General features: G+C 38.3%; 19 protein-coding genes. 12 read left to right on the plus strand and 7 right to left on the minus strand.

Going from position 1 to position 24,276, the window contains the following annotated elements; genetic code table 11:
• The first annotated feature begins 25 nt into the window (after positions 1 to 25).
• On the plus strand, positions 26 to 1,630 hold the full coding sequence (locus H4J76_RS02670; RefSeq protein WP_182230077.1) for a hybrid sensor histidine kinase/response regulator: 1,605 nt from the start codon (positions 26 to 28) through the stop codon (positions 1,628 to 1,630).
• 231 nt (positions 1,631 to 1,861) lie between these two features.
• Positions 1,862 to 2,341: an RNA polymerase sigma factor gene (locus H4J76_RS02675; RefSeq protein WP_182217000.1), complete on the plus strand. Its 480-nt coding sequence runs from the start codon at positions 1,862 to 1,864 to the stop codon at positions 2,339 to 2,341.
• A gap of 91 nt (positions 2,342 to 2,432) precedes the next feature.
• On the opposite strand, the gene H4J76_RS02680 is transcribed toward H4J76_RS02675, so the two are convergent.
• The 4 genes from H4J76_RS02680 to H4J76_RS02695 form a co-directional block, all read right to left on the minus strand.
• Entirely contained in the window at positions 2,433 to 3,254 is an 822-nt protein-coding gene (locus tag H4J76_RS02680) for a mechanosensitive ion channel family protein (RefSeq protein ID WP_182217001.1), read from the minus strand.
• 107 nt (positions 3,255 to 3,361) lie between these two features.
• Positions 3,362 to 4,687: a magnesium transporter gene (locus H4J76_RS02685; protein ID WP_182230078.1), complete on the minus strand. Its 1,326-nt coding sequence runs from the start codon at positions 4,685 to 4,687 to the stop codon at positions 3,362 to 3,364.
• A 41-nt stretch (positions 4,688 to 4,728) separates the two neighbouring features.
• Positions 4,729 to 5,541: a magnesium transporter MgtE N-terminal domain-containing protein gene (locus H4J76_RS02690; protein ID WP_182230079.1), complete on the minus strand. Its 813-nt coding sequence runs from the start codon at positions 5,539 to 5,541 to the stop codon at positions 4,729 to 4,731.
• A 29-nt stretch (positions 5,542 to 5,570) separates the two neighbouring features.
• Complete coding sequence (locus H4J76_RS02695; protein ID WP_182230080.1) at positions 5,571 to 6,440, minus strand: mechanosensitive ion channel family protein; 870 nt, start codon at positions 6,438 to 6,440, stop codon at positions 5,571 to 5,573.
• Between the two features lie 320 nt (positions 6,441 to 6,760).
• Here H4J76_RS02695 and H4J76_RS02700 point away from each other — a divergent pair, with 320 nt between their 5' ends.
• Entirely contained in the window at positions 6,761 to 7,822 is a 1,062-nt protein-coding gene (locus H4J76_RS02700) for a DUF21 domain-containing protein (protein WP_182217007.1), read from the plus strand.
• 186 nt (positions 7,823 to 8,008) lie between these two features.
• Here the strand turns inward: H4J76_RS02700 and H4J76_RS02705 are convergent, their stop codons facing one another.
• Positions 8,009 to 8,356, minus strand: coding sequence for a hypothetical protein (locus H4J76_RS02705; RefSeq protein ID WP_182230081.1), 348 nt, complete (start codon positions 8,354 to 8,356; stop codon positions 8,009 to 8,011).
• 325 nt (positions 8,357 to 8,681) lie between these two features.
• On the opposite strand from H4J76_RS02705, the gene htpX reads away from it, so the two are divergent.
• The 3 genes from htpX (at position 8,682) to rimK (ending at position 12,816) form a co-directional block, all read left to right on the plus strand.
• Positions 8,682 to 9,563 carry a protease HtpX gene (gene htpX, locus H4J76_RS02710; protein WP_182230082.1) on the plus strand — a complete coding sequence of 294 codons (882 nt, stop codon included), beginning with the start codon at positions 8,682 to 8,684 and terminating at the stop codon, positions 9,561 to 9,563.
• Between the two features lie 14 nt (positions 9,564 to 9,577).
• The gene (locus H4J76_RS02715; RefSeq protein WP_182230083.1) at positions 9,578 to 11,296 is read left to right on the plus strand and encodes a SulP family inorganic anion transporter; all 1,719 of its coding nucleotides are present in this window, start codon (positions 9,578 to 9,580) and stop codon (positions 11,294 to 11,296) included.
• A 593-nt stretch (positions 11,297 to 11,889) separates the two neighbouring features.
• A complete protein-coding gene (gene rimK, locus H4J76_RS02720) occupies positions 11,890 to 12,816 on the plus strand; it encodes a 30S ribosomal protein S6--L-glutamate ligase (RefSeq protein ID WP_070373965.1) in 927 nt (308 codons plus the stop codon).
• 451 nt (positions 12,817 to 13,267) lie between these two features.
• Here the strand turns inward: rimK and H4J76_RS02725 are convergent, their stop codons facing one another.
• Together H4J76_RS02725 and H4J76_RS02730 are read right to left on the minus strand one after the other, a co-directional pair.
• Entirely contained in the window at positions 13,268 to 17,170 is a 3,903-nt protein-coding gene (locus H4J76_RS02725; RefSeq protein WP_182217013.1) for a response regulator, read from the minus strand.
• 378 nt (positions 17,171 to 17,548) lie between these two features.
• Complete coding sequence (locus tag H4J76_RS02730) at positions 17,549 to 19,147, minus strand: cation:proton antiporter (protein ID WP_182217015.1); 1,599 nt, start codon at positions 19,145 to 19,147, stop codon at positions 17,549 to 17,551.
• A gap of 515 nt (positions 19,148 to 19,662) precedes the next feature.
• Between H4J76_RS02730 and H4J76_RS02735 the strand changes: the two genes are divergently transcribed.
• From H4J76_RS02735 to H4J76_RS02760, 6 genes are all read left to right on the plus strand, one after another.
• Complete coding sequence (locus H4J76_RS02735; protein ID WP_182217017.1) at positions 19,663 to 20,574, plus strand: urease accessory protein UreD; 912 nt, start codon at positions 19,663 to 19,665, stop codon at positions 20,572 to 20,574.
• 62 nt (positions 20,575 to 20,636) lie between these two features.
• On the plus strand, positions 20,637 to 20,939 hold the full coding sequence (locus H4J76_RS02740) for an urease subunit gamma (RefSeq protein ID WP_182217019.1): 303 nt from the start codon (positions 20,637 to 20,639) through the stop codon (positions 20,937 to 20,939).
• A 61-nt stretch (positions 20,940 to 21,000) separates the two neighbouring features.
• Positions 21,001 to 21,306, plus strand: coding sequence for an urease subunit beta (locus H4J76_RS02745; protein ID WP_182217020.1), 306 nt, complete (start codon positions 21,001 to 21,003; stop codon positions 21,304 to 21,306).
• A gap of 2 nt (positions 21,307 to 21,308) precedes the next feature.
• On the plus strand, positions 21,309 to 23,012 hold the full coding sequence (gene ureC / locus H4J76_RS02750; RefSeq protein ID WP_182217022.1) for an urease subunit alpha: 1,704 nt from the start codon (positions 21,309 to 21,311) through the stop codon (positions 23,010 to 23,012).
• Positions 23,013 to 23,057: 45 nt separating this feature from the next.
• On the plus strand, positions 23,058 to 23,510 hold the full coding sequence (locus H4J76_RS02755) for an urease accessory protein UreE (RefSeq protein ID WP_182222879.1): 453 nt from the start codon (positions 23,058 to 23,060) through the stop codon (positions 23,508 to 23,510).
• Complete coding sequence (locus H4J76_RS02760; protein WP_182217026.1) at positions 23,500 to 24,237, plus strand: urease accessory protein UreF; 738 nt, start codon at positions 23,500 to 23,502, stop codon at positions 24,235 to 24,237. The genes H4J76_RS02755 and H4J76_RS02760 overlap by 11 nt, the downstream gene beginning before the upstream one ends.
• Positions 24,238 to 24,276 lie beyond the last annotated feature (39 nt).

The following is a 24,276-nucleotide window of genomic DNA, read 5'->3' on the forward strand; positions in this document are numbered from 1 at the left end:
GCAACATTAAGGGTCCGCTAGCCGCATGCAAATGATCACCACTTGGATAAAACGTCTTTCTCGAGCAAGAGATATACAAACGGCTAAATCACTGGTGAGTGCAGCCTTTACAGCGTTAAGTCATGCAGATTTTGTCACGGTTTTAGTCGCAGGTGATGAATTGACAGCGCATTCATTTGAGACAACGTCAAACTTAGCCAAGAAATATACTGACGATGAATTTTTCTGGTTGAGCCCAAACGAAGCAATTGAATTTACTCAATTTTCACCGAATAACAGTCCAAATCAAGCTGTGCTAGTGATCCCCATTAAAGATGAAAAACTTATCGCCACAATATGGGTAAGTTGGAATAATTGCCCCAAAGGAAGTGAACCGGTTGTTGACCCACTTTTAATACTTGCTCAATGTTTTCTGATTGTCTTAAAAAATGTTGTCGTGCACTCACAATTAGCAAAACAGATGGCAGAACGTACGTCCAACCTGTCTGAAGCTAGGCAAGAAGCTGACGCCGCAAATCAACTCAAAAGTCGTTTTCTTTCAGCGGCTAGCCACGATCTTCGCCAACCGCTACAACAAATAAGTAGCCTTATTGATGTGCTCGTCAGACAATCTAAAGAACAATTGCCACAAACTCAATTAAAACGTATCCAACGCATTATTAGTGATATGAACACTTTACTCAATAGCTTGTTGAATTTAGACCGATTGGAAACAGGAAGCATTGAGCCAATTTTCAAAAAAATTCAAATTACAGATATTATTGATACCCTTAAAAGTGATTTTGCACTACAAGCGGCTGAAAAAAATCTCAATTTAGTTTTTGAACCATCGCCAGTAACCATAATTAGCGATCGTGCTTTGTTGTTGCAAATATTAAGAAATCTACTTGGTAATGCCATAAAATACACGCATCTAGGTGAAGTTAGGGTATCAGCCAACCAAGAGAATGACTTTTTAATATTAGCTATCAGCGATACGGGTCCGGGTATTGAGCAAGAAAAACAAGCGTCTATTTTTGATGCCTTTTATCAGCTTCCCTCTCAACACAATAACAGCTCAGGATTTGGTATTGGTCTAGCATTAGTTAAAGCATTAGCCCAAACCATGAACCACCCAATAACCTTAGTTTCAGAAATAGGTAAAGGCTCTGTTTTCTCAATTCAGCTACCGGTTAATAATAGCGCGGTAGATGAATTAAATAACCAGGATGATGATATCGTGCAATTTCCAGAACAAGACAATTGCATGGTACTCTACTTAGAAGATGATGATGAACTCGCTGATAGTATTTCAACGCTTTTAACCATGGAGGGCTATCAAGTTATCACCGCAGGTTCATCGGTTGAAGCAAAACAGGTCATTGATGAGCAGCAAAAAATACCCGATATCATAGTTACAGATAATAGTTTAGATGCGGGAGAAAGTGGCATTGAAGTTGTGCAACAAATCCGTATTGACGCTGAAAAGTATATCCCCGCTATTATGTTAACCGGCTATACAGAAAGAACCGTGCATCAAAAAGCACTTAAAGTTGTACAAACAGTGCTCAGTAAACCGGTAGATGCTGACGATTTACTCAAAGAAATTGATGCTATTCAACAAGATAACAATCAAACAAAGCCCAGGTAAAAGGGCTTAATCTTTAGCTATCATGCTGAACTCCTTGCTGTTAACCACGCTAAGTTCAGCTGTTTAGCTACTATTTAACTCAATATTTTTCTCTTATTTAACAATATAATATCTACAAGCTTAAGCTGAGCTTAATATTACCTACCTAAATTGTGCCACTAATGACTTATTTAGTTTAGGGACATACTTATCAATACACTTGTCGAAAATACCCCAGCGACGAAAGCTACATTGTCAAAATCAGCATTAAGCCATGCACTAGAAGGTTTAAGAACGCAGGTATTAAATTTTTGCCAAAGCTACCTTCACAATTTACCTGATGCAGAAGAAGCTTGTCAGGACACTTTGTTTAAAGCTTACCAAGCTTATAGCCGCTTTGAAGGAAAAAGTAGCCTAAAAACATGGGTGATGAAAATAGCAGCCAATGTTTGTGCCAGTTTTTATCGCAGTAATAGCAAGTATAGAGCGACCTTTTCAGACGATAGTTTTCAATATGCTGAACAACTCGTTGAAGCTGTTGAGTCGCCCTTGGAATTTAATACGTTAATCAAAACACTCAATCATCAAGAGAAAAACATTTTGCAATTTCACTTTGTTAAAGGCCTACCACTGAGTGAAATTGCAAAATTTTTAGATATCAATAAAAGTACCGTAAAAATGTGCTACTACCGAGCATTGAACAAATTTGAATCAAATTTATTAGCGGCTTAACCGCTATTCAATAACCTTTTAAAAGCGATGAGACAATATGTAAACGGCTCACATAAAGAAATTAAACGGCTGAATAAAAAGTAATTGAGCCTTAAGTACTTTGTTTTTTAAATTCTTTATACCAAAGCCCCATAAAGTCTTCAGTTAACTTGTGTTCAATTGTTAATGCTTTTTCAGTAGGACAAAACAAAGTGAAATTTGCTATAAACTCACCTAAGTCTGTAGTGCTGAAATGTATTTCAGGATCAGGGCCAGAAATTTTGGCTTCTAGCTTTCTTTCAATTACGGTGTTGTAACGACTAGCCACTTCATGAAATTCTTGGCAATATTGTTTAGCGTTATTAGCGATCGCGTCATAAATCGGATAAGGGTTAAAACTTTCTTTACGGATAATGGTAAAATGGTGGGTCGCATAACGCTTGTTAAAATTTAAGTTTTTTATCGCACTGGTAATGAGCTTGTTATTAGGGAGGTAAATTGTTTTCCTTGAAAACTGATAAGTCCGCATATCAATTTCATGCAGTGTGGTTTTTATCCAGTCCATTTCCACTACTTCCCCACAATAATCTCCAACTTGTACCCAATCACCGATCCTAAAAGGTCGGGTTGTCACTAAGTAGACAAAACCGATCACACATTGAATGAACTCTCTTGTGGCAAGCACAATCGCCACCGCAAAAGCCGCCACCGATAAAGCAAAGTTTTGAATTTCAGTCGACCAGACCAATAACAACATTAACACCATAATAAAGTTAATCAGATGCTTAATATTGTGTGAGGTATTCCTAACATCTAAAGATTTTTTTACCGCGCGCTTGTGCGCTAAAATGTCAACGAGCACCTTTAAACTAAATGCCGAACCAAGCACTAACAATGAAATAAAAACCGGGTGTATCAATAATTCTTTGAGCATACATTCCTAATAAAGTAATAAAGTAATAAAGTAATAAAGATTGAAAATTATAAGCTCAGTGAATTAAGCCTAGATGAATCAATTATATAGGGCTAAGTAATAATGTCCTAACCCCTTGGTAACATATCTGAGAGTAATAAGGCGATGCCCAAAAATGACATAAAACCAGCAATATCGGTTATTGTAGTCAATACAATGGATGAAGACTGAGCGGGATCCATACCTAACTTTTTCAGTAAAATAGGCACCACTGCACCCGCACTGCCGGCAATAACCAAAGAAGATACCATTGCCAAAGCGATAACGATTGCTAGCCCAAATGATTGGCTCCACAAATAGACAGCGATAGAACAAGTCACCGCCGTTGCCAAACCGTTAAGCAACCCTGTCGCCATTTCTTTCATTAAAACCTGACGCCACTGTTTAGTCGTTATCTCACGGAGTGTTAAACCGCGCATAGTTACCGCTAATGCCTGAGCTCCTGCATTACCCGACTGACCGGCAGCAACAGGTAATAAAATAGCTAATGCGGTAACCTCAGAAATCAAACCTTCGAATGCTCCCACCACGGCCGCTGCAGCAAAGGCGGTGAGTAAATTTATTTGTAACCAAGGCATGCGTTTTTTCACCGCGAACCAACTCGTTGATAACGCCCGTTCATCTTTGCTAACACCCACCATAGTCTGCATATCACTGGCCAAGTCTTCTTTAGTCGTTTGGTAGACATCAAAGAACCTGATAAAGCCTAATATTTGCTGATGAGCATCTAAAACAGGTATTGCTCGACAGCGATAGCCCTCAAATTTTTCAATAACTAGCTCCTTGCTGTCCAGTGCATTGAGGGTCGTTTTAACCGGTTTAGCTAAAGAAAGCAATGTCGTATTTGCATTCGCTTTGAGCAAATCAGCAATATCGACCTCCCCCACTAATATTTGATCGTTATCTTGAATGTACATAACATCTTGGCCACTAAACGCTCTTTGTTTTAATGCATTCAATGCTTGGCTGGCCTTTAGATCCTGATAAAACACATTAACCTGACGATTCATTAATCGAGCAGCACTATTAACAGGATAAATAAGTAGCTCTTTAAGGTCGTCTACCAATGCGGTACTTAATTGCTTAAAAATTCTTTCTTGCTGCTCATCAGATTGCCTACTAATAAGTGCTGCTGCCAAGTGGCTATCCATATGACTTAACAAGTTATTTGAGTATTGCTCACTCAGTTGACAAAAAATGCTGTCAGCAGCACCTGGAGGAATATATTTCCACAGCCCTAAGGTTGTTATCACTGTCTGTTGTTCCAACAACTCGGCGGCATCTTCTATCGCAAATGTTTCTAGATATCGAGCGCTTTTAAGTGGATAGTTAAGCAAAAACGCCTGACTTAATAGCTGAGTCGTTTCTTTAACACTTTGTTGTGCTGATAACATAGGTATTCTCCAGATAAATAAGCCAAAGGTGAGTCATTTGGCTATTTAGTGTTAATAAATAATTCAGATAATGAGCGAAGCGTATAACCATAAGCATCGGCGACTTCCCACGATAAGGACGGTGGCATAGTCGTCACTTTTTCATTTCGTGCGATGAAAGCCCGCAAATCGTAATGACGCAGAATACCAATAAACTCTTTCTTACGATTAATCACCGCAATGGCGTCAGTTTTTTGCCAAATATCGAGAGCTAAAACGGTACTGACGTCTGATAACCCATTAACCGTGTCAACATGCTTATTAACTAGCGCTGAAATACGCGTTGCAGACGCGGCATGTAGCAGGTCAAAAACTGACACTTTACCTACTATTTTTCGCTTGCTGTTAACGATCAATACTTCGTGACTATCAAAGTAGTTTTGTTTTTTAACACGCAGTATTGCTTCTGCTACCATCATTTGACTGTCGATGACTAAGATATTGGTTTCGATTAATGCACCGACAGTGTTTTCAGGATAACTGATCAGTAATTTACACAGAGCTCGCCGGCTTTTAGGGATCAATTCAATTAAGCGCTTTCTCTCTTCAACGCTTATATAACGCAAAATAGCGGCAGTATCTGCTAATTCAATCGTTTCAAAAAGGGCATAATTAAAATCATCCGCGGTTAAAACAAGCACTTTCGCCGCAGCACTGGGTAGCATCGCGCAAATGACTTTTGAGACCACTGAAATAGGAACTTCTTGTAATATTTCTGCCGCACTCTCTGCGCCAATAAGGTCGAGTTTTCGCGCTGCAGCAAGTGGTTCTTCATTAAAGAAATGAATAGTGATTTTTAGATTGTGATTAGCCATTAAAATTCGCCTTTCTATAACCACTTAACTTATGACTGAGTTGTTGCTGACGCTGACTTACATTCAACAATAACAGCCACACCCGCTTTGTTTTCCATACAGACACGGGCAGGGATAAACACGCGTCCGTCTTCAGTTTCTAGCAGTAGCATAGTAGGTGTTATATCAATCAAAATTCCTTCAACATCAGCTATTTTAAGATATTCGTTGAGCCTAAAATAACGTTTGGCTTGTCTTGCAGCAATAATATTGGCAACAAATACCTTACTGCCAAGGCCAAACGCAAGTGCCAGTCCAAATAATAAAACCCCAACCACGACGATAATAAACGTAGTGATAAATTGGATATTAATGCCGAGTTGTTCAATACCAACCACTAATGCAACAAAGAATATTGAAAACTTGGCAAGACTCCCTAGAGACGTAGCTTGACTAAATGAAGAGGCTTCTGCCGCACTTTCAGTCATCACACCAACAATATTCCCCAAAAGGTAACCGACCATAACAATAAATACTGCGGCTAAAAACTGCGGGAAGTATCCAAGCACAGTACTTAACCATGAAGAGAAAAAGTCGAGCCCTAAACTCGATGTTGCTGCCGCAATAAAAAATAGCATAACCACCCAAAAGATGGTTTTACTAATAACCGCCGCATGAGAAGATTTAATCTCGGTCACTGCTGTTATAGAGGTCTCTCTAGCGACTTTTTGCCATACCCGGCTAATAAACTTTAGGATTGTTAATGTTAATTTGCTCGATAGCCAAGCAATGACCCAGCCTAATAGAATAAGAAATAATGCCCCAATCAGTTGCGGAACATGCAACACTAAAGTGTTATTTAATTGCTCATAGCTTGATGATAAAGCGGTTTGCCAATCATGGTAGTTTTGAGTGGTCATTCTCGGTTTCCCTTTAGAGTTAGCGCGATTGATATATTTGGGTAAACATAACGATAATAATATAGACGTATGATGAGAAAAATTGGTCACACCCAAATAACTATTTTTCATAAAGTTTTTAATTTAGGTAATAATCAAATAGCAGCACAGTAAAAATTAATCTTCTTACTCAATAAAAATGTGACTTATATCGCTTGTTTTTCGTCTATATAGATAGCTGCGCGTGATAACTATCGCCAAGTAAACTTTTATTGTCCGTGCAAGTCCATTTCACCTGCATTAACGTGCTATTGCACTTAACTAACTTTAGAGAGTTCAACATGACATACGACATAATAATCTGGTTAGGCATTGGGTTTTGTATTACTCAATCTGCCATTTTTTCTGGATTAAACTTAGCATTTTTCAGCCTAAGCCGACTGCAATTAGAGGTAGAAGCAAAACAAGGCAACAAAAATGCAATTATTATCTTATCTATGCGCGAAGATTCAAACTTTTTACTCTCAACCGTGCTTTGGGGTAATGTTTCTATTAATGTTTTACTGACTCTGCTTTCTGGCTCGGTACTCGCCGGTATATACTCATTCTTATTTTCAACCATAGTGATTACTTTTTTAGGTGAGATTATTCCTCAAGCTTACTTTTCGCGTAACGCTCTCCAAGTTGCCTCAAAATTAACACCCGTTATTAAGGTTTATCAAATACTACTCTTTCCGGTTGCCAAGTTAACCGCTTTAATTCTAGATGGATGGTTAGGAAAAGAAGGTATTACCTACTATCGAGAAAAACAACTTGCCGCAATTATAAAAGCGCATATCGACTCAGATGATTCCGACATGGAGCATGTACAAGGCCGTGGCGCACTCAATTTTCTACAAGTTGAGAACATCACCGTTTTTGAGGAAGGCGAACTACTCGACCCTGCCAGTATTATTAGTATGCCAAGCAAATTAGACTTCCCAATATTACCAGCATACGGTAGTGCCGAATTCAAAGACTTTATTAGCGTAGTTAATAACTCTGGACACAAATGGGTATTGATACAAAGTGAAGCCGGTGTACCTTTATTATTGTTAGATGCAGATGGATTTGTTCGCGCAACAACACAAGAAAACAACCCTATTGACCCTTACGAATTTTGTCATCGCCCCGTTATTATTCGCGATCCAAAATGTACCTTGGGCGAAGCGATGAACAAACTAAAATCAGTGCATGATGCTGAACCAACCTCAGACGACGTTTTACATACTGATGCTATTATCGTTTGGACAGACTTACCTCATCGTATTATTACCGGCGCTGACATCCTAGGTCGCTTGTTAAAAGGTATAGGGCAAGCACAAAACATCTCGGTAAAAGTAACACCGCCAACTTCGCCTTAAAAAGACGTTACAAACGATTTATTCTTTATTTAAAAAAAATTAAAAAAGTAGCAGGGATTAAAACCGAATAGACCATAATATATGAGCTAACGTTTTTAATCCCTTATATAAAAGGTAGGACTATTTAGCCTGCCACTAGATTACAGACTCAAAAACAATTGATGACTCCCTATTCAAAAAATGTCATTACTTGCGCTGAAGATGAAGAACTAACCGACCTTTGTGCCAGTACTCTACGAAGTTAGCTTGGGTCTGAAGTCTATCAGACCAGATATCGTTACCACGAAAACCTTTCGATTGAAGATCAACACTGCCATTAAACCATGGACGATATAAATCTTTATCTTTACTTGAAATTCGTATAATTATTTCATCAGCAAGATTAGCGGCTGCCAGTTTAATCCAAATATTTTCTTCCTCAGCGCGAATATCTTTCACTAAGTTTGTATCTTGCACTAGCACGTTGAATATATTTTGCGTTGCGTGAACAGGAGCAACCATGACAATAGCCATCAGTAAAATTAGAGCTTTCATATCTTTCCTTTAAATGTTTTGTATTCTTAATGATGTGGTCATAATTTTCCACCTCTATCTAGACTCGTGAAAGTAAAATAAAGTCACATTAACCCTAAACACAAAAAAATCATTGATAATACAGACAGAGTAAAACCTAAAACCAGTCAGCACATCACTTATTTTCAGTCTAAATAAAACACCCGAATAAATTTTTAACACTTCGCCTATTATCAATAAATATACTTTGATTACTTGCCCACTATTTGATTAAATTACTTTGTGACTATTTGACTAACAGCCTTGTCTATAAAGGCATTATTATTGCAAAATGAAGAGATAAAAAATGAGAATCTTACTATTTTTGGCCACTAACATTGCCATTATGATGATTTTGAGTATTACCTTTAGCTTATTTGGTATTGAAGGCTTGTTGGCAGAAAATGGCGTCGACCTTAATTTTCAATCATTACTCATTTATGCCACGGTTATTGGCTTTAGTGGTTCGTTTATTTCCTTGTTTATTTCCTTGTTTATTTCTAAGTTTATGGCGAAAAGAAGTATGGGCGTCGAGGTTATCGTGACGCCGAGTAATCAAACCGAGCGCTGGCTACTCAAAACAGTACAAGAACAAGCCCTTAAAGCCAATATTGGCATGCCTGAAGTCGGTATTTTTAATCATCCTTCACCGAACGCTTTTGCAACGGGTTGGAGTAGAAATAATGCTTTAGTCGCGGTAAGTACCGGCTTATTAAGTCACATGAGTCAAAATGAGGTAAAAGCGGTTCTTGCTCATGAAATAAGCCACGTCGCCAATGGCGATATGGTAACAATGACACTTCTGCAAGGGGTTTTAAATACCTTCGTGGTGTTCTTATCACGCATTATCGGTCATGTGGTTGACCGCAATGTATTTAACGTAAAAAGTGGTCACGGACCTGCCTTTTGGATTGTCTCATTAGTTTCTCAACTCGTATTGGGCTTATTAGCGACTATGATAATGATGTGGTTTTCTCGCTATCGAGAATTTAGAGCAGATGAAGGTGGTGCAAGCCTTGCGGGCCGACAAAATATGATTGCCGCACTCAGTAAACTAGAGCAACTACAAAACTTGCCCCAGCTACCGACCGAAATGTCAGCTTTTGCCATTAGCTCAAGTAAAATGAGCGCACTCTTTTCGAGTCATCCGCCATTAGCAAAACGCATAGCATCGCTGAGCACTAAATAAATAAGGGAGCTATTGTGTTGTCACGTTTGTATGATTTTATGCCAGGTTTAAACACCTTATTTAACTATGAAAGAAGTTGGTTTGCTGATGATGTTAAAGCGGCATTATCGGTTGCAGCCGTTGCATTACCGGTTGCTATAGCTTATGCACAACTCACCGGAGTTAATGCCGTAGTAGGCTTGTACTCCTGTGTATTACCTATGATGGTATATGCATTATTTGGGACCTCTAAGCAATTAATCGTTGGGCCTGATGCGGCAACTTGTGCAGTTATTGCGGCACTGATCACCCCTTTAGCCGCCGGCGACAGTACAAAGCATTGGCAGTTAGTTATTACCATGACAGCGATGACCGGTTTTTGGTGCATTCTGGCCAGTCGTTTTAAGCTTGGTGTATTGGCTGACTTCTTGTCTAAACCTATTTTAATGGGGCTGTTAAATGGTGTTGCGATAACAGTTATTGTTGGTCAATTTTCTAAAATATTTGGTTTTACCTTTGATGAAAGGTATCTGCTCGAACGTTTGGGCGGTGTCCCTGATTACTTAGCACAAACACATTTCCCAACATTAACTATCGCCTTATTTACCCTGGCTATTTATTTTGGTATGAAACGCCTAAAGCCCACTTGGCCTGCTTCAATGTTTGCCATTGCGTTGGGTGCAGCCTTAGTATGGCTTTTTAAATTAGAGCAGTTTGGTATAAAAACCATTGGCGTTGTCGAGGGGGGCTTACCCTTATTTCAAACACCTGAATTTAATGTCGGTGTTATTCGTGAGCTTGTTATGCCAGCACTTAACTTAGCGATAATAAGTTTTGTTAGCATGATGCTCACCGCTCGCAGCTTTGCCGCAAAGAATGGCTATGACGTTGATGCGGATAAAGAATTTATGGCTTTAGGTATTGCTAATTTAGCGTCGGCTGTATCACAGGGTTTTGCCGTCAGTGGCGCCTCTTCTCGCACCGCAGTCAATGATGCCAATGGCGGTAAAACCCAATTAGTCTCTATTATAGCCGCAGCCATTATTGCTATTATTGCTATTTTCTTTACCGCACCCCTTGAATTTATTCCCAGTGCCGCCTTGGGGGTTGTCTTGATTATTGCTTCTGTGCACCTACTAGATCTTAAAATGGTCTGGAAACTCAGACTAAAAGACCGACAAGCATTTTACTTAACCTTAACCACTTTATTAGCGGTGTTATTTATTGGTGTTATTCCCGGTATTACCCTTGCTGTATTACTAGGTTTATTCCAATTTATTAGGACGGTAATGCGCCCCACCGACCATATACTCGGTGTTGATATCAACGGTGTAGTAAGAAGTTTAGATGCCAGTGATAAAGCAAAAGCGGTGGACGGTATTTTTATTTATCGTTTTAATTCGCCTTTAACTTACTTTAATTCTAGTTTCTTTAAACGCCGATTGTTAGAACAATATGCCAGACAAAAAGATGACATTGAGTGTGTAATTATTGATGCGGTGCCATGTTTTACTCATTTAGACTTAAGTGTGATGGCGATGCTATCAGATTTAGAGGTTATTTTTAGAAAGCGCGGGGTTCGCCTTGAGCTTGCTGGCAGAAAAAGACAGTTGTTGGCGTGGTTTGTAAAAGCAGAGATTAAATCAGGTCACGATGGAATTTATGTGCATTCTGATTTGTATTTAGCCTTGAGAATGAACCAACGTAAACAAATCACCGAAACCGTCAGCAGCGCAGAAGAAGTGACGCTTTAGCGTAAAATAATGCCATGCTTTTTATGGTAGTCCTGCAATAAGCAGCATCACTCAATATGATAAGTACAAAGCCTGTTTAACAAAGATTAAACAGGCTTTTTATTAAGGGTTACGCCATTACTTAGACTTGACCACGTCATCTGACTTCATTACAAAATCAACAGCTAATAATTCATTAATATCAACGAAAGGGCTAGCGTGCATGGTAATAATGTCAGCAACTTTTCCGACTTCGAGTGTTCATAAACGCTTTGACATCACCATTAAATCAGCCGCATTAACCGTCGCTGATTTTAAAATTTCTTGTGATGTCATATCGGCTTTATATCTATTATTAAAGGCTCGCGACCAATTCAACACAAACCATTGAATTTGTTGTTTTATAAGGCTAATCCAAAAGAAGACGGTGCTTTATCATCGGTCTAGAATATATGCTGTACTCATCAGATAAAATTTCAAATGGTCATATTGACATGCACAATAAAGTTGAGCTTGTTTACCGCCTTTGTCAAAAAAACTTTTATTTTTTGTGACTATTTAGTAAACAGTCTAGTCTATAGACTATTGTTCTTTATAAAAACAGGAAATCAAACATGAAAATAGCAATCTTATCTAGAAACAAGAAGTTGTACTCGACTCGTCGCTTAAAAGAAGCGGGTGAAGCGCTGGGTCACCAAGTTGACGTTATCGATACACTGCATTGTTATATGGATATCACTAGTGATAGATCTGTTGTGCGCTACAAAGGTAAAGAGCTGCCACAGTACGACGCTATTATACCGCGTATTGGCGCATCAATTTCTTTCTATGGCACCGCGGTAGTCCGTCAATTTGAAATGACCGGTGCTTTTAGTGTCAATGAATCTGTAGCGATTAGTCGCTCTAGAGACAAGTTACGCTCTATGCAACTCCTGTCAAGAAAAGGCATCGGCTTACCAAGAACCGGCTTTGCTAATCGTCCTGATAATGTAAAAGATTTAATTAAGAACGTCGGTGGCGCACCTTGCGTGATTAAGTTACTTGAGGGTACACAAGGTATTGGAGTCGTACTTGCTGAAACAACTAAATCAGCAGAAGCGATTGTTGAAGCATTTATGGGTTTAAATGCTGATATTTTAATTCAAGAGTTTATCAAAGAAGCCGGTGGTGCTGATATTCGATGTTTTGTCGTTGGAGACCGTGTTGTTGCCGCAATGAAGCGTCAAGGCGCCGAGGGTGAATTTAGATCAAATTTACACCGCGGCGGTTCAGCGGTACTCGTTAAACTGACCCCAGAAGAAAGAGCAACGGCCGTATCAGCAGCAAACATTATGGGGCTGAACGTTTGTGGCGTTGATTTACTGCGCGCCGAACGTGGCCCAGTGGTCATGGAAGTAAATTCTTCACCGGGTTTAGCCGGTATTGAAGCCGCGACTGAAAAGGATGTTGCCACCATGATCTTCAAGTTTATTGAGAAAAAGTTTATTGAAAAGAATGCTAGCGCTAAATCCAATCGAAATCGCACCCAAGGTAAAGGGTGATCTCCACGTTTAATCTCGATAACTTAGGGTCGTGACAGCCGATATTTCAGTCTTCACGACCACAACATTCTCTGAGTTCACTTAATAACGGTCAATGCATTGACATACCACATGACCTTAACTTGAAGAGAATATTTACGGTTTTCTGCTTTCAAGCCAACGATAAAATGAGCTGTCGTTGGTTTGTATACATCATTGCAAGAATGCTTACTAGCCTATGGATTAGACGTTTTCTATCATTCAAAAACAAGATAAAAAACTATCAATGATATTCATAATAAAATCACTAAAATATATTTTTAAAATAATCACTTTTGCTGTAATAACAACACAGAGCAGTCTAATAAACATTAATATTATGACCAAGCCGCCCTATTAAGACGGCTGTTTTTTACGCGATTTTTACTATTTTATTACGCTCAATATTGGTTTGACTTTTTATGCCTAGCAGCTATTTTAATTGAAATATTTTGATTGCCTCTTTCACTTGTTCTTTGTTGATCGGCTTAACCAAATAATCATCCATCCCTGCAGACAAGCATTTTTCTTCATCTCCAACCATCGCATTGGCCGTCATAGCAACGATAGGAATACTTAAATAGCGAGCTCCTGCATTACCTTGCCTAATCGAGGCTGTTGCTTGGTAACCATCCATTTCAGGCATTTGACAGTCCATAAAAATAAAAGTAAATGGCTGGCTCTCATCACTTGCTTTAAGCTTTTCAATGGCATCTTTACCGTTAATGGCAATAACACATTGGGTTATTCCTATTTTTTTCAATACCGCCATAGCAACCATTTGATTAACTCGATTATCTTCTACCAGTAGTAATTTAACCTTTTTTGTCCAGCTACTATCCTCATTAGATAAACGTGTTAATTTAGCCGTGGTCACTTCACTGATGAGCTGTTTTTCAGGTTCAGCTAATAAAGTGTTTAATGCTCGTTGTAAATCGGTGGTAATTACCGGTTTAGGAAAAAAACCATCAATACCACTTGCCGTGCTATCGGCTAAATTATGCTGAATGCTCATTAGCGTCATAAACATTATTTTTAGATTTTTGTGCACCGGATTCAAGCGCACTGTTTTAACAAATGCTAAAGCATCTAAATCAGCAAGTTGTTGATTAATGATCAACAAATCATAGTGGTCATTTTCTGTTTGCTTATTAAGAGCTGTGAGCGCAGGTTGTAAGGTCGTTATGATATCAGCTTCTACATGCCAGCAGTTTAATTGGCGTTTAATAACGTTAGCGCAGGATTGATTTTGCTCTATAACCAGCACACGTTTGCCTTGCAAAGCTTTTACAGGTTGAGACAATAAAGAATCCGCTGATTTTTCTAACAATAAATCACAGCTAAAAGTACTACCTTCACCTGGGTTACTATCAACATCGACACTGCCTTGCATACATAAGCAAAGCTTTTTAACGATAGCAAGACCAAGCCCTGTGCCGCCATATTCTCGTGTTGTTGAGGCATCAACTTGACTAAACACTTCAAACAATCCTTGCTGCTTATCTTTTGGTATACCGATACCAGTATCAGATATTTCAGCAATAATTCGCCAATGCGTTGTCGAGTGATTTTGCTGGCAAAGACGAATAACCACCTCGCCTTGTTTGGTAAACTTAATAGCATTAGCTAATAAATTGGTCAATATTTGACGAAGTCGATTAGGATCGCCAACCACTAGCGACTCTTCAATATCAACAAGGTCAACGATTAACTCTAAGCCTTTGTGCTGAGCTTGTTGCGCAAAAGATTCGGCTAAGTCACCAACCATATCACGTATGTTAAAACTCACATTTTCAAGTTCTAACTTATTAGCGTCTATTTTGGAGAAATCTAAAACGTCGTTAATTAACGCTAAAAGCGAGTGAGCACTTTGCTGGGCGATACCGATTCGGTGATTTTGTTCTTGGCTTAACACAGAGTCTTTAACTAAATCCAGCATACCAATAACACCATTCATTGGTGTTCGTATTTCGTGGCTCATACTGGCAAAAAATTCATTTTTAGCGGTTACCGCTACTTCTGCTTGCTCTTTCGCTTTAATAAGCGCGATTTCATTCTCAACGATTGCGCTAACGTCATAGTTCACACCTATCATTGATACTGGTTTTTTATTATTGTCGTAACTGATAATCGCCGCTGCTTTAATATACTTTATTTCGCCATTTGGCCATATAATTCGAAACTGTGTATCGTACTGACCGTATACTTTAATTGCATTAATGAATTCACGACCGGCCTTCTCGATATCTTCAGGATGTACACCTTTGTCCCAAACATCTTGCGCACTTAAAGCTGATTGACGGTCGACACCATAAAGCTTAAACATCCAGTCGTCCCACTTTAATTCGTTACTAAGCAAATTAAGTTCCCACACACCGATACCGGCAGAGTCTGTTGCTAATCTCATTCGTTGGTTGTGCAGACTAATACGCTGTTGGCTTATCTTTTTATCAGTAATATCTTGAAATGAGCCATACAAACGCACACATTTTCCATCGGTAAACTCGGAACGACCACGAGCAGACACCCAAATTTCTTTACCTTTGGCAGTGACCAACTGCATATCTTCCTCGTAAGCACTACCGTCATTCATACACTTGGCAATTAACGCTTGTACTTTCTCTCTACTTTCTCCTTCTTTATAAAAATTAATTGCCTGAGATAGTTCTGGTTGATACTCATTGGGCACTTCATGAATGACTTTAGTCATTTTTGACCAGTAAACATTGTTGTTGACTAGGTCAACTTCCCAGACACCAATGCGAGCTTGCTGTGCCATTTCTTCCATTAAAGATTGTTGCCCTAGCAATCTATTTTTATGTTTAACACGTGTTAGCTCTGCACTTATCCAATGAGAAAACAATTGAATTAAATCTAATTCCCTGGTGGTGAAGGGCCTTGCCGAAGGTTCAGGGCCAGAAAAATTTAATGTGCCAAACAGTTTGCCATCAACAGTCAATGGCACACCAATATAGCTTTCTAAACCAAAAGCTTGATAACACGGGTGATCTTTTATTTCACTTTGACCAGCATGGTAAAAAGAAATAGGCTGGTTTGCATGTAAAGTATGAAAACAATAGGTATTGCCTAAATCAAAAATATCTCCAGGATTAATTTCATTGTTCGGAGTATGACAATAGACAACTCGATATTCTTGATGATGAATTTCACTGATCAACGCAAGCGGCAAATTAAATATTTTTTTTCCAAGCTCTAAAATGTTTTGAATTTTATCAATTAAGCTTTTGTCTATATCCGAGGTTATTTTATGGAGTTTATTAAGAGTCAGTTCAGTTTGCTTAATACCACTAATATCGTTCTGAATAACAATAAAAGATTCTGCCTTATTCTCATTGTTAATCAGTGGCACTATGGTGGTACTTAACCATAGCTCTCGGCCACCTTTAATTTTATTAATGGATTCGCCATGCCAATATTCTTTAGCGACCGCTTTTTGTAATATATCTTTATAATCATCTTGGGTATAACTTGAAGCGCAGATTTCAACAACACTGTGACCAAGGATCTCTTCTTCACGGTAACGATAGAAATCAAGAAAACGTTGATTAACTTCCGTTAACGTACCCTTTTCATCGACATTGACTCGATAAACAATCGCGTGCTTATTTATCGCCAGCATTAACTCGACACTTTTTTGTTTAGAAAGTGAAAGTTCATGGTGATAATTGCTAATGAGTCGTTGCAGCGGCCTAAAAATGAAGAAGCTTATCGCAAATAATAGAGCCATTGAGACCAGCCATAAAAATGCTTCGAGTCTTTCTATGTTAACTATACGCTGATTAGTATGTTGCTCTATTTTGGAAACGACTAAATCTAAAGAAATCAGTAAATTATTAATAGCCCCTGGATTGAATTTTTCTTTAACTATTGCCTCAGCATTCTTTTTGTTTTGAGTCAGACTAAGCGCAATAGCACTTTCAGCGAAGTGATTGACCCGTTTGTTAAGCTCAGTCGGCGCGTTAAAATACCATGAGTATAATTCACTAGGCATGCTATTAGATTCGTTTACCACCATCATTGTTAAAAGTTGCTGGTTAGTCGTAAACAATTTGACCGTATCAAAGAGATTTTTTGTCACCTTCTCATCAATTTCAGCCGTAGTTATATTGTGATAATGCTGAATGGCTAGGTAAGCTATTTTTTGTGACAACATTCTTTGGCCGCCAGCAAGATTAATCGTTTCAGCATCTTTGGCTTGTTGATTAAATAATAGCATCAAACTTAAAAATGACAGGCTAATTAACGCAGCAATTAAAGCTATCGCTAATGAGTTACGACGTTTAATTTTCTGTTGTAGGGTTTTAATATTAGTCATATTATTTTGTTTACAATCCTTTAGCAGGCCCAGCGGCGATTTCAGCAATGACCTGACTATCTCTAAGACAACGAGGCTAGCTTAACCCATTAATTAATTGTCGGATATTATCTCTGCCCAAGTATAGACCCTATATTCACATTAACTAAATATTAGATCAAATAATCAATAACTTATTCAAGGTCTATTGGCTAAATTTTATTGATGAATTTCTATATGAAAGTGAAATTATTATAGATATAAAGCGGACTAAAATAATATTATTATGTCTTCTACCGGTTTTTAATAGGTTTTAGTGACGAAAAACTTTTGCCTATAGGATTATTACTGCCCTAATCAAGCTAAAAAATTATTATTACTCAGGTTATAAACTTCAATTCAAACCATACTTTTTTTAACTAATAGCACCGCTGTTTCATGTTGTGCATGAACAAAAAAGTTAATATTAATGCCCGCCAGTGCCTTTTTCTCCTCAAGTGAATTCACTTTAACGACTAAGTTTGCATTAGGATAGTAATCGAGTACGGCTTGGCAAATTATTTGTTTATTCTTTAATGTGTTTACCGTAATAATGATACTAGTTGTTTGCTCTACTTTTAATGATTCAAGTACGGGCGTTTTATCTAGGTGACCAAAATAAGCGTTATAGCCACGCTTTCTTGCCAATAATACATGTTGTAAATTATCAGAAATAATTAAAAAGTTGATGCCATTATTTGTCAGTTCTTTCGCTACAATGCGACCTAAAATAGCAAAACCACAAACAATGGTGTGATTAGTCACCTTTACGGTGGTTATTTTATCAGCTTCAAAAAATTCAACGACAAAAAGTGCGGCTAATTTATAAATATTACTGACCATAAAAGGGGTTAATATCATAGATAAAACAGTAACCAATATCAGAAAACTCGCTAAATCTTTTGCTATCAGGTTTTGACTTATTGCCATAGCAAAAATCACAAAAGAAAACTCCCCTACTTGGCATAAGGCAACAGCAGATTTAACTGATTCACTTTTATTCGATTTTTTTCTCATCAAAATATAAATAATCGTCGCTTTTATTATCATAACAAGGACGAGTACACTCATCACCCAATGAAGATGAGTTATAAAATAATCAACGTCTATTTTTGTGCCAATAGAAAAGAAAAAAACACCTAAAAAAAGATCTTTATATGAAGATATATCCGATTCAACTTTCATGTGAAATTTAGTTTCGGCAATAATCATCCCCGCAATGAACGCACCTAAAGAATAAGTAAAACCGAGGTTATGAGCAATAATTGATGCCCCCAATACGATAGTAAATACCGATATTAAAAACAGTTCTTCCATTAGCGCATTCGATGAAAAATGCAGTAACCAAGCAATTATTTTTTTTCCTATAGTGAACATAAAAATAAGAATACCACTGGCATACAAAAAAGTTTTTAGCAGCACATCGGTTAGAGACAATTCATTATTTGAGAGAAAACCCATTAAGAGTAAAATAGGGATAACGGCTAAGTCTTGAAAGACCAGTATAGCAACTGATTTTTTACCATAGGGCGTCACTATATCTTTTGATTTTTTCAGGTAAGGTAATACGATAGCCGTTGAAGATAAACTAAATGAAAGCGCAATAATTAATGAGGGTATCGGTTCAATATTAAAAAGATAAAATGCAAGTATAAAAATAACAATAGCGCTAAAGGTAACTTGGATAAAACCATTAAAAAATATCAATTCCTTCATTTTACCTAGCTTCGCAAAAGACATTTCCAAGCCAATCGTAAACATAAGAAAAACAATACCAAATTCACCAATAAGCTCAAGGGAATGAATATTGTCACTGCCATTGAAATCAAAAATATTGCTTACTATGGTGCCGGTAATAATGTAGCCAATAATGTGCGAAATTGAGAACTTGGTTAATACTATATTGATAACGCTAGCAAGTGCTAACGAGACTGCAATAATAACAAGTATAGCGTCCATATTATCCTTTTAATTCATCTGTTGATGTATAGTAAAATTTAACTCATTAACGTCTATGCACATTACAGACCATATAAAATTAAAATTTAACATTTAAATACAATAACTTAAACAATCACTAACACACTGTTTATTTTTAATACTCAATTAATCGCTCCATTTTAAAGCGCAAGCACCATAGCGGTGCAATACCCTCAATGATTCTATTGGTGAACGAGCCGCCATGATAAGCGTTTAATTTAATTCACAGCTAAACCTTTGTCTTCTAAACGCAATTAAACCCTTAAGTCAAACTGACATTGTCTTTGACACCAGCGTAATAAAAAAAGTAAAAACAATAACTTAACAAATAAACAGTCTTTCTTAGATGACATTATTTTTTTAGCCAATCAATCTCGTTATAACACTGAAATAATTAACTTTTATTATTTGGCGTAGTTTGTGCAAAACAGCTTTAGCCATGCACCCTCTTCTACTTTCAGCGAAAGTTAGAATAAAAAGTAGCCCATATAACCATGACAGCTAAGCCAGCCATCAATAATTTCCCCATTAACCCTGCGCCTAAAAATGCATGGTTTGCCAGCTTATCTTTAGAGTTTAGTTTTACATCGACTGGCACTCAACTTACCCGTACTCAACGCAATGGACCATTAAGCGTGCAAAAAGCTTTCTACCCAGAAGGAGGCGACTGTGCACATATTTATCTGTTACACCCACCAGCGGGCATAGTGTCGGGTGATGAATTAAACATTAACATTAAACTCAACAGACAAGCCCACAGTTTAATAACTACGCCTGGTGCTAACCGCTTTTATCGCGCTAGAACAAACCTAACAATTGGTGATCCCAAACAAGTTCAACACCTTGACATTATTATTAACCATCAGGCGAAGTGTGAAAATTTCCCCTTAGAAACGATCGTTTATGAGGGGGCTGATGGATTTAATACTGTTGATGTTCACTTTAAAAGTGATAGCGCTTATTTAGGTTGGGATATTACCTGTTTGGGCTTACCCCTTTCAAATCAACCCTTTAAATATGGCAGTTATAGCCAATTAAACCGTGTTTATTGTGAAAACACTTTAATTTATCACGATAGAATTTCGATAAAACCTAGCAGTGGAGTACATCAACACATCGCAGGTTTAAATAGCCACAGTGTTTTTGCCACTTTTTTAGCTTATGCCCCAGCAGGTCTACTTAGCGATGCTGACAATAAAGCACTCGTAGCGCAATTACGCGACTGTATGGTTGAAGAAAACGCCGAAGAAAAAGTGAGTATCAGCCAAATACGCCAGTTATTAGTGATACGTTATTTAGGTGAGCATAGTGAAGAATGCAAAGCACTTTTTATTAAATTATGGCAAAAAATCAGACCGGTATACCTAGAAAAACCAGCGAACATTCCGCGTATTTGGCATACCTGATCAGACACTTAATGACTCCCTTACTATTAAATAAACAAACAAATAAATAAAGGTGCAACAGCATGGACTTATTACCAAGAGAGAAAGATAAATTATTGCTCTTTACTGCCGCATTGTTAGCAGAACGACGCTTAAAGCGTGGTGTGAAATTAAATTATCCTGAAGCTATGGCTTATATTTCAATGGAGATTATTGAAGGGGCCAGAGATGGTAACACTGTCGCTCAAATGATGGATTATGGCCGCACGTTATTAACCCGAGATCAAGTCATGGAAGGAGTTGCAGAATTAATTCCTGATGTACAAGTAGAAGCTACATTTCCTGATGGTACCAAACTTGTCACCGTTCATAATCCTATTATTTAACTAAACCTCTATAGAAGGTTACATAAGATCTAGTTAGACATTAAACACAAGAGAAGCAAAGATGATCCCAGGTGAAATAAAAACAGACCAAGGCGAACGCGAACTCAACGTCGGCCGTGAACGATTGAAAATTACGGTGGCTAATTCTGGCGATAGACCCATTCAAGTTGGCTCTCATTATCATTTTTTTGAAGTAAACCCTGCCTTGCATTTTAATCGAGAACACGCCAAAGGTTATCGTTTAGATATCACCTCAGGTACCGCCGTTCGTTTTGAACCTGGGCAAGAACGCCAAGTAACCCTGGTTGCCTTTCAAGGCAAACGCAGGATCTTTGGTTTTCGCGGTGAAATACAAGGAAACTTATAATTATGGCCAGTATTGATAAAAACGCCTACGCACATATGTTTGGACCAACAGTCGGTGACCGAGTTCGTTTAGCCGACACAGATTTATGGTTAGAGGTTGAAAAAGACTTCACACAATATGGTGAAGAAGTAAAATTTGGCGGGGGAAAGGTTATTAGAGATGGCATGGGACAAAGCCAAGCGTCATGCTTTGACACCGTTGACTTAGTGATTACCAACGCCGTTATTCTTGATCACTGGGGGATTATTAAAGCTGATGTTGGTATTAAAGAGGGTCGTATCGCTATTATAGGCAAAGCAGGCAACCCTGATATTCAAGACAATATCGATATTGAAGTGGGTCCCGGTACGGAGGTTATAGCCGGTGAAGGACAAATACTGACCGCAGGCGGTATCGACGCCCATATACATTTTATTTGTCCGCAACAAATAGATGAAGCACTCATGTCCGGTGTTACGACTATGATTGGTGGAGGTACAGGCCCAGCAACGGGTACTAAGGCGACAACTTGCACACCAGGTCCTTGGTATATTCATAAAATGCTGCAAGCAACAAACGATTTCCCAATGAATTTTGGTTTCTTAGGCAAAGGTAATGCAAGTTTACCACTTGCCCTAGAAGAGCAAATTGAAGCAGGTGTTTGTGGTTTAAAGCTTCATGAAGATTGGGGAACAACACCCGCGGCAATTGATAATTGTTTATCGGTTGCCGAGCGTTACGATGTTCAAATAGCGATTCATACCGATACTTTAAATGAGTCTGGTTTTGTTGAGGACACCTTAGGGGCATTTAAAGGTCGTACTATTCATACCTATCACACTGAAGGGGCTGGTGGTGGGCATTCACCTGATATTATTAAAGCATGTGGTGAGGCTAATGTTTTACCATCTTCCACTAACCCAACACGCCCTTATACCATTAATACTATTGATGAACATTTGGATATGTTAATGGTTTGCCATCACTTAGACCCGTCTATCCCTGAAGATATTGCTTTTGCTGATTCACGTATTCGCAAGGAAAGTATTGCCGCCGAAGATATTATGCATGATTTAGGCGCTATTAGTATGATCGCTTCTGATTCACAAGCCATGGGGCGAGTCGGTGAAATGATCACTCGTACTTGGCAAACCGCACATAAAATGAAACAACAACGAGGACCATTAGCTCCCGATACTGAACGAAATGATAACTTTCGTATAAAACGCTATATCGCTAAATATACTATAAACCCTGCAATTAGCCACGGCATTAGCCATGAGGTTGGCTCTATTGAGGTCGGGAAACTAGCTGATTTAGTGCTATGGAAACCGGCATTTTTTGGTATAAAACCTGCGCTAATTTTAAAATCCGGCATGATAGCAGCAGCGCCAATGGGCGATGCAAACGCGTCTATTCCAACACCACAACCAGTCTACTTCCGCCCAATGTTTGCAGCCTATGGCAGTGCCTCAGCCAAAACCTCAATGACCTTTATGTCACAAGCATCTATTGACGCTAATGTACCTGAAAAAATAGGTATGACACGGATGATTGGTGTCTGTAAAAACACTCGAAACATTGGTAAAAACGACATGATTCATAATAGTTGGCAGCCCAAAATAGACGTTGATGCTCAAACGTATGAAGTACGTGCCAATGGCGAATTATTAACCTGTGAGCCTGCGGTAACCTTGCCACTTGCACAACTTTACTGCCTATTTTAAATAAGAAATAAGTGATTCAATAAAACTAAAAGATTAGGAAATTACATGCTACAAGCACATCAGCGTTTTGACCATACTCACCATAATATAGCTGACTCAATAACTTTAGATCAAGACACCCGTAAAAAAGCACGTATTAAAGGTAAAACGGATGGTGGTTTAGACATAGGTATTTTTATGGCGCGTGGACAACCATTATTAGTCGGTGAAGTACTAAAAACTGACTGTGGATTATTCATTGAAATAAAAGGTCAAGCGGAGCCTGTATCAACCGCCATTGCAACTGACTGGTTAACCTTTTGTAAAGTTTGTTATCACTTAGGTAATCGCCACACCTCACTGCAAATAGGCGAGTTATGGGTACGTTTTAAACCCGACCACGTATTAGAAGAACTTGCACAAAAATATGGTTTAACGATTGATAATACCCCAACAATATTTGAACCTGAAAATGGCGCTTATGGCGTTAGTAGCCACGGCCACGCCCATGCACACTAAACCTGCGGTGAAACCTGTGTCACTAGTACCAGCAGAAATAACACTCGCCGAGCCGATTAAGCTTAATCGGTTATTACAGTTATGCAGCGCAAACCTACCCGTGGGCGGTTTTGCGTTTTCACAAGCATTAGAATATGGCGTTGAAATGGGTTGGTTAACATCATCAGAAACGACCGCAAGTTGGATAAAGATTAATTTAGAGGAGTCTATAGCACAAACCGATTTGGCCATTTTAAAACGATTATTTAACGCCTTATCAATAAATGATTTTGACGATTTTAACGACTGGAATAACCATTTAATTGCTTGTCGAGAAAGTCATGAATTATTATTGGCTGATTTAGCAATGGGCAAAGCCTTAATAAGATTAATAAAACAGCTAAACAACCTTAATTTAGCCGCTTATCAAGCAATAATAACGCTTAAAGAAATCAGCTTTGTTAGTGCTTTTGCGCTTTGCGCTTATGTCTTTAAGTTAGATTTAATTTCAGCACAAAGTGGTTACTGCTGGACATACATCGACAACCAAGTCGCAGCAGCGACAAAACTAGTGCCTCTTGGGCAAACTCAGGCACAAAACCTCCTATTTGAATTATCTGAACAGACGCCATTAATTATTGAAAAATCAAACGGTATTTCAGATAACGATATTGGTGCCAGTCTGCCGCACTTAGCCATGGCAAGTGCTTGGCATGAAACACAATATTCACGACTTTTTCGTTCTTAATATATTAAGTTGATTAATAACATGCTTTATAAAAATAAA

Origin of the sequence: Colwellia sp. BRX9-1 (assembly GCF_014077195.1) — a bacterium.
GTDB lineage: Bacteria > Pseudomonadota > Gammaproteobacteria > Enterobacterales > Alteromonadaceae > Colwellia_A.

Coding starts and splice junctions, on each gene's coding strand:
- H4J76_RS02690 (WP_182230079.1), bottom strand. CDS start 5,541: ATGGCTAATCACAATCTAAAAATCACTATTCATTTCTTTAATGAAGAA.
- H4J76_RS02735 (WP_182217017.1), top strand. CDS start 19,663: ATGACAGCTAAGCCAGCCATCAATAATTTCCCCATTAACCCTGCGCCT.
- H4J76_RS02705 (WP_182230081.1), bottom strand. CDS start 8,356: ATGAAAGCTCTAATTTTACTGATGGCTATTGTCATGGTTGCTCCTGTT.
- H4J76_RS02745 (WP_182217020.1), top strand. CDS start 21,001: ATGATCCCAGGTGAAATAAAAACAGACCAAGGCGAACGCGAACTCAAC.
- H4J76_RS02700 (WP_182217007.1), top strand. CDS start 6,761: ATGACATACGACATAATAATCTGGTTAGGCATTGGGTTTTGTATTACT.
- H4J76_RS02670 (WP_182230077.1), top strand. CDS start 26: ATGCAAATGATCACCACTTGGATAAAACGTCTTTCTCGAGCAAGAGAT.
- htpX (WP_182230082.1), top strand. CDS start 8,682: ATGAGAATCTTACTATTTTTGGCCACTAACATTGCCATTATGATGATT.
- H4J76_RS02725 (WP_182217013.1), bottom strand. CDS start 17,170: ATGACTAATATTAAAACCCTACAACAGAAAATTAAACGTCGTAACTCA.
- H4J76_RS02695 (WP_182230080.1), bottom strand. CDS start 6,440: ATGACCACTCAAAACTACCATGATTGGCAAACCGCTTTATCATCAAGC.
- H4J76_RS02685 (WP_182230078.1), bottom strand. CDS start 4,687: ATGTTATCAGCACAACAAAGTGTTAAAGAAACGACTCAGCTATTAAGT.
- H4J76_RS02740 (WP_182217019.1), top strand. CDS start 20,637: ATGGACTTATTACCAAGAGAGAAAGATAAATTATTGCTCTTTACTGCC.
- rimK (WP_070373965.1), top strand. CDS start 11,890: ATGAAAATAGCAATCTTATCTAGAAACAAGAAGTTGTACTCGACTCGT.
- H4J76_RS02760 (WP_182217026.1), top strand. CDS start 23,500: ATGCACACTAAACCTGCGGTGAAACCTGTGTCACTAGTACCAGCAGAA.
- H4J76_RS02730 (WP_182217015.1), bottom strand. CDS start 19,147: ATGGACGCTATACTTGTTATTATTGCAGTCTCGTTAGCACTTGCTAGC.
- H4J76_RS02755 (WP_182222879.1), top strand. CDS start 23,058: ATGCTACAAGCACATCAGCGTTTTGACCATACTCACCATAATATAGCT.
- ureC (WP_182217022.1), top strand. CDS start 21,309: ATGGCCAGTATTGATAAAAACGCCTACGCACATATGTTTGGACCAACA.
- H4J76_RS02680 (WP_182217001.1), bottom strand. CDS start 3,254: ATGCTCAAAGAATTATTGATACACCCGGTTTTTATTTCATTGTTAGTG.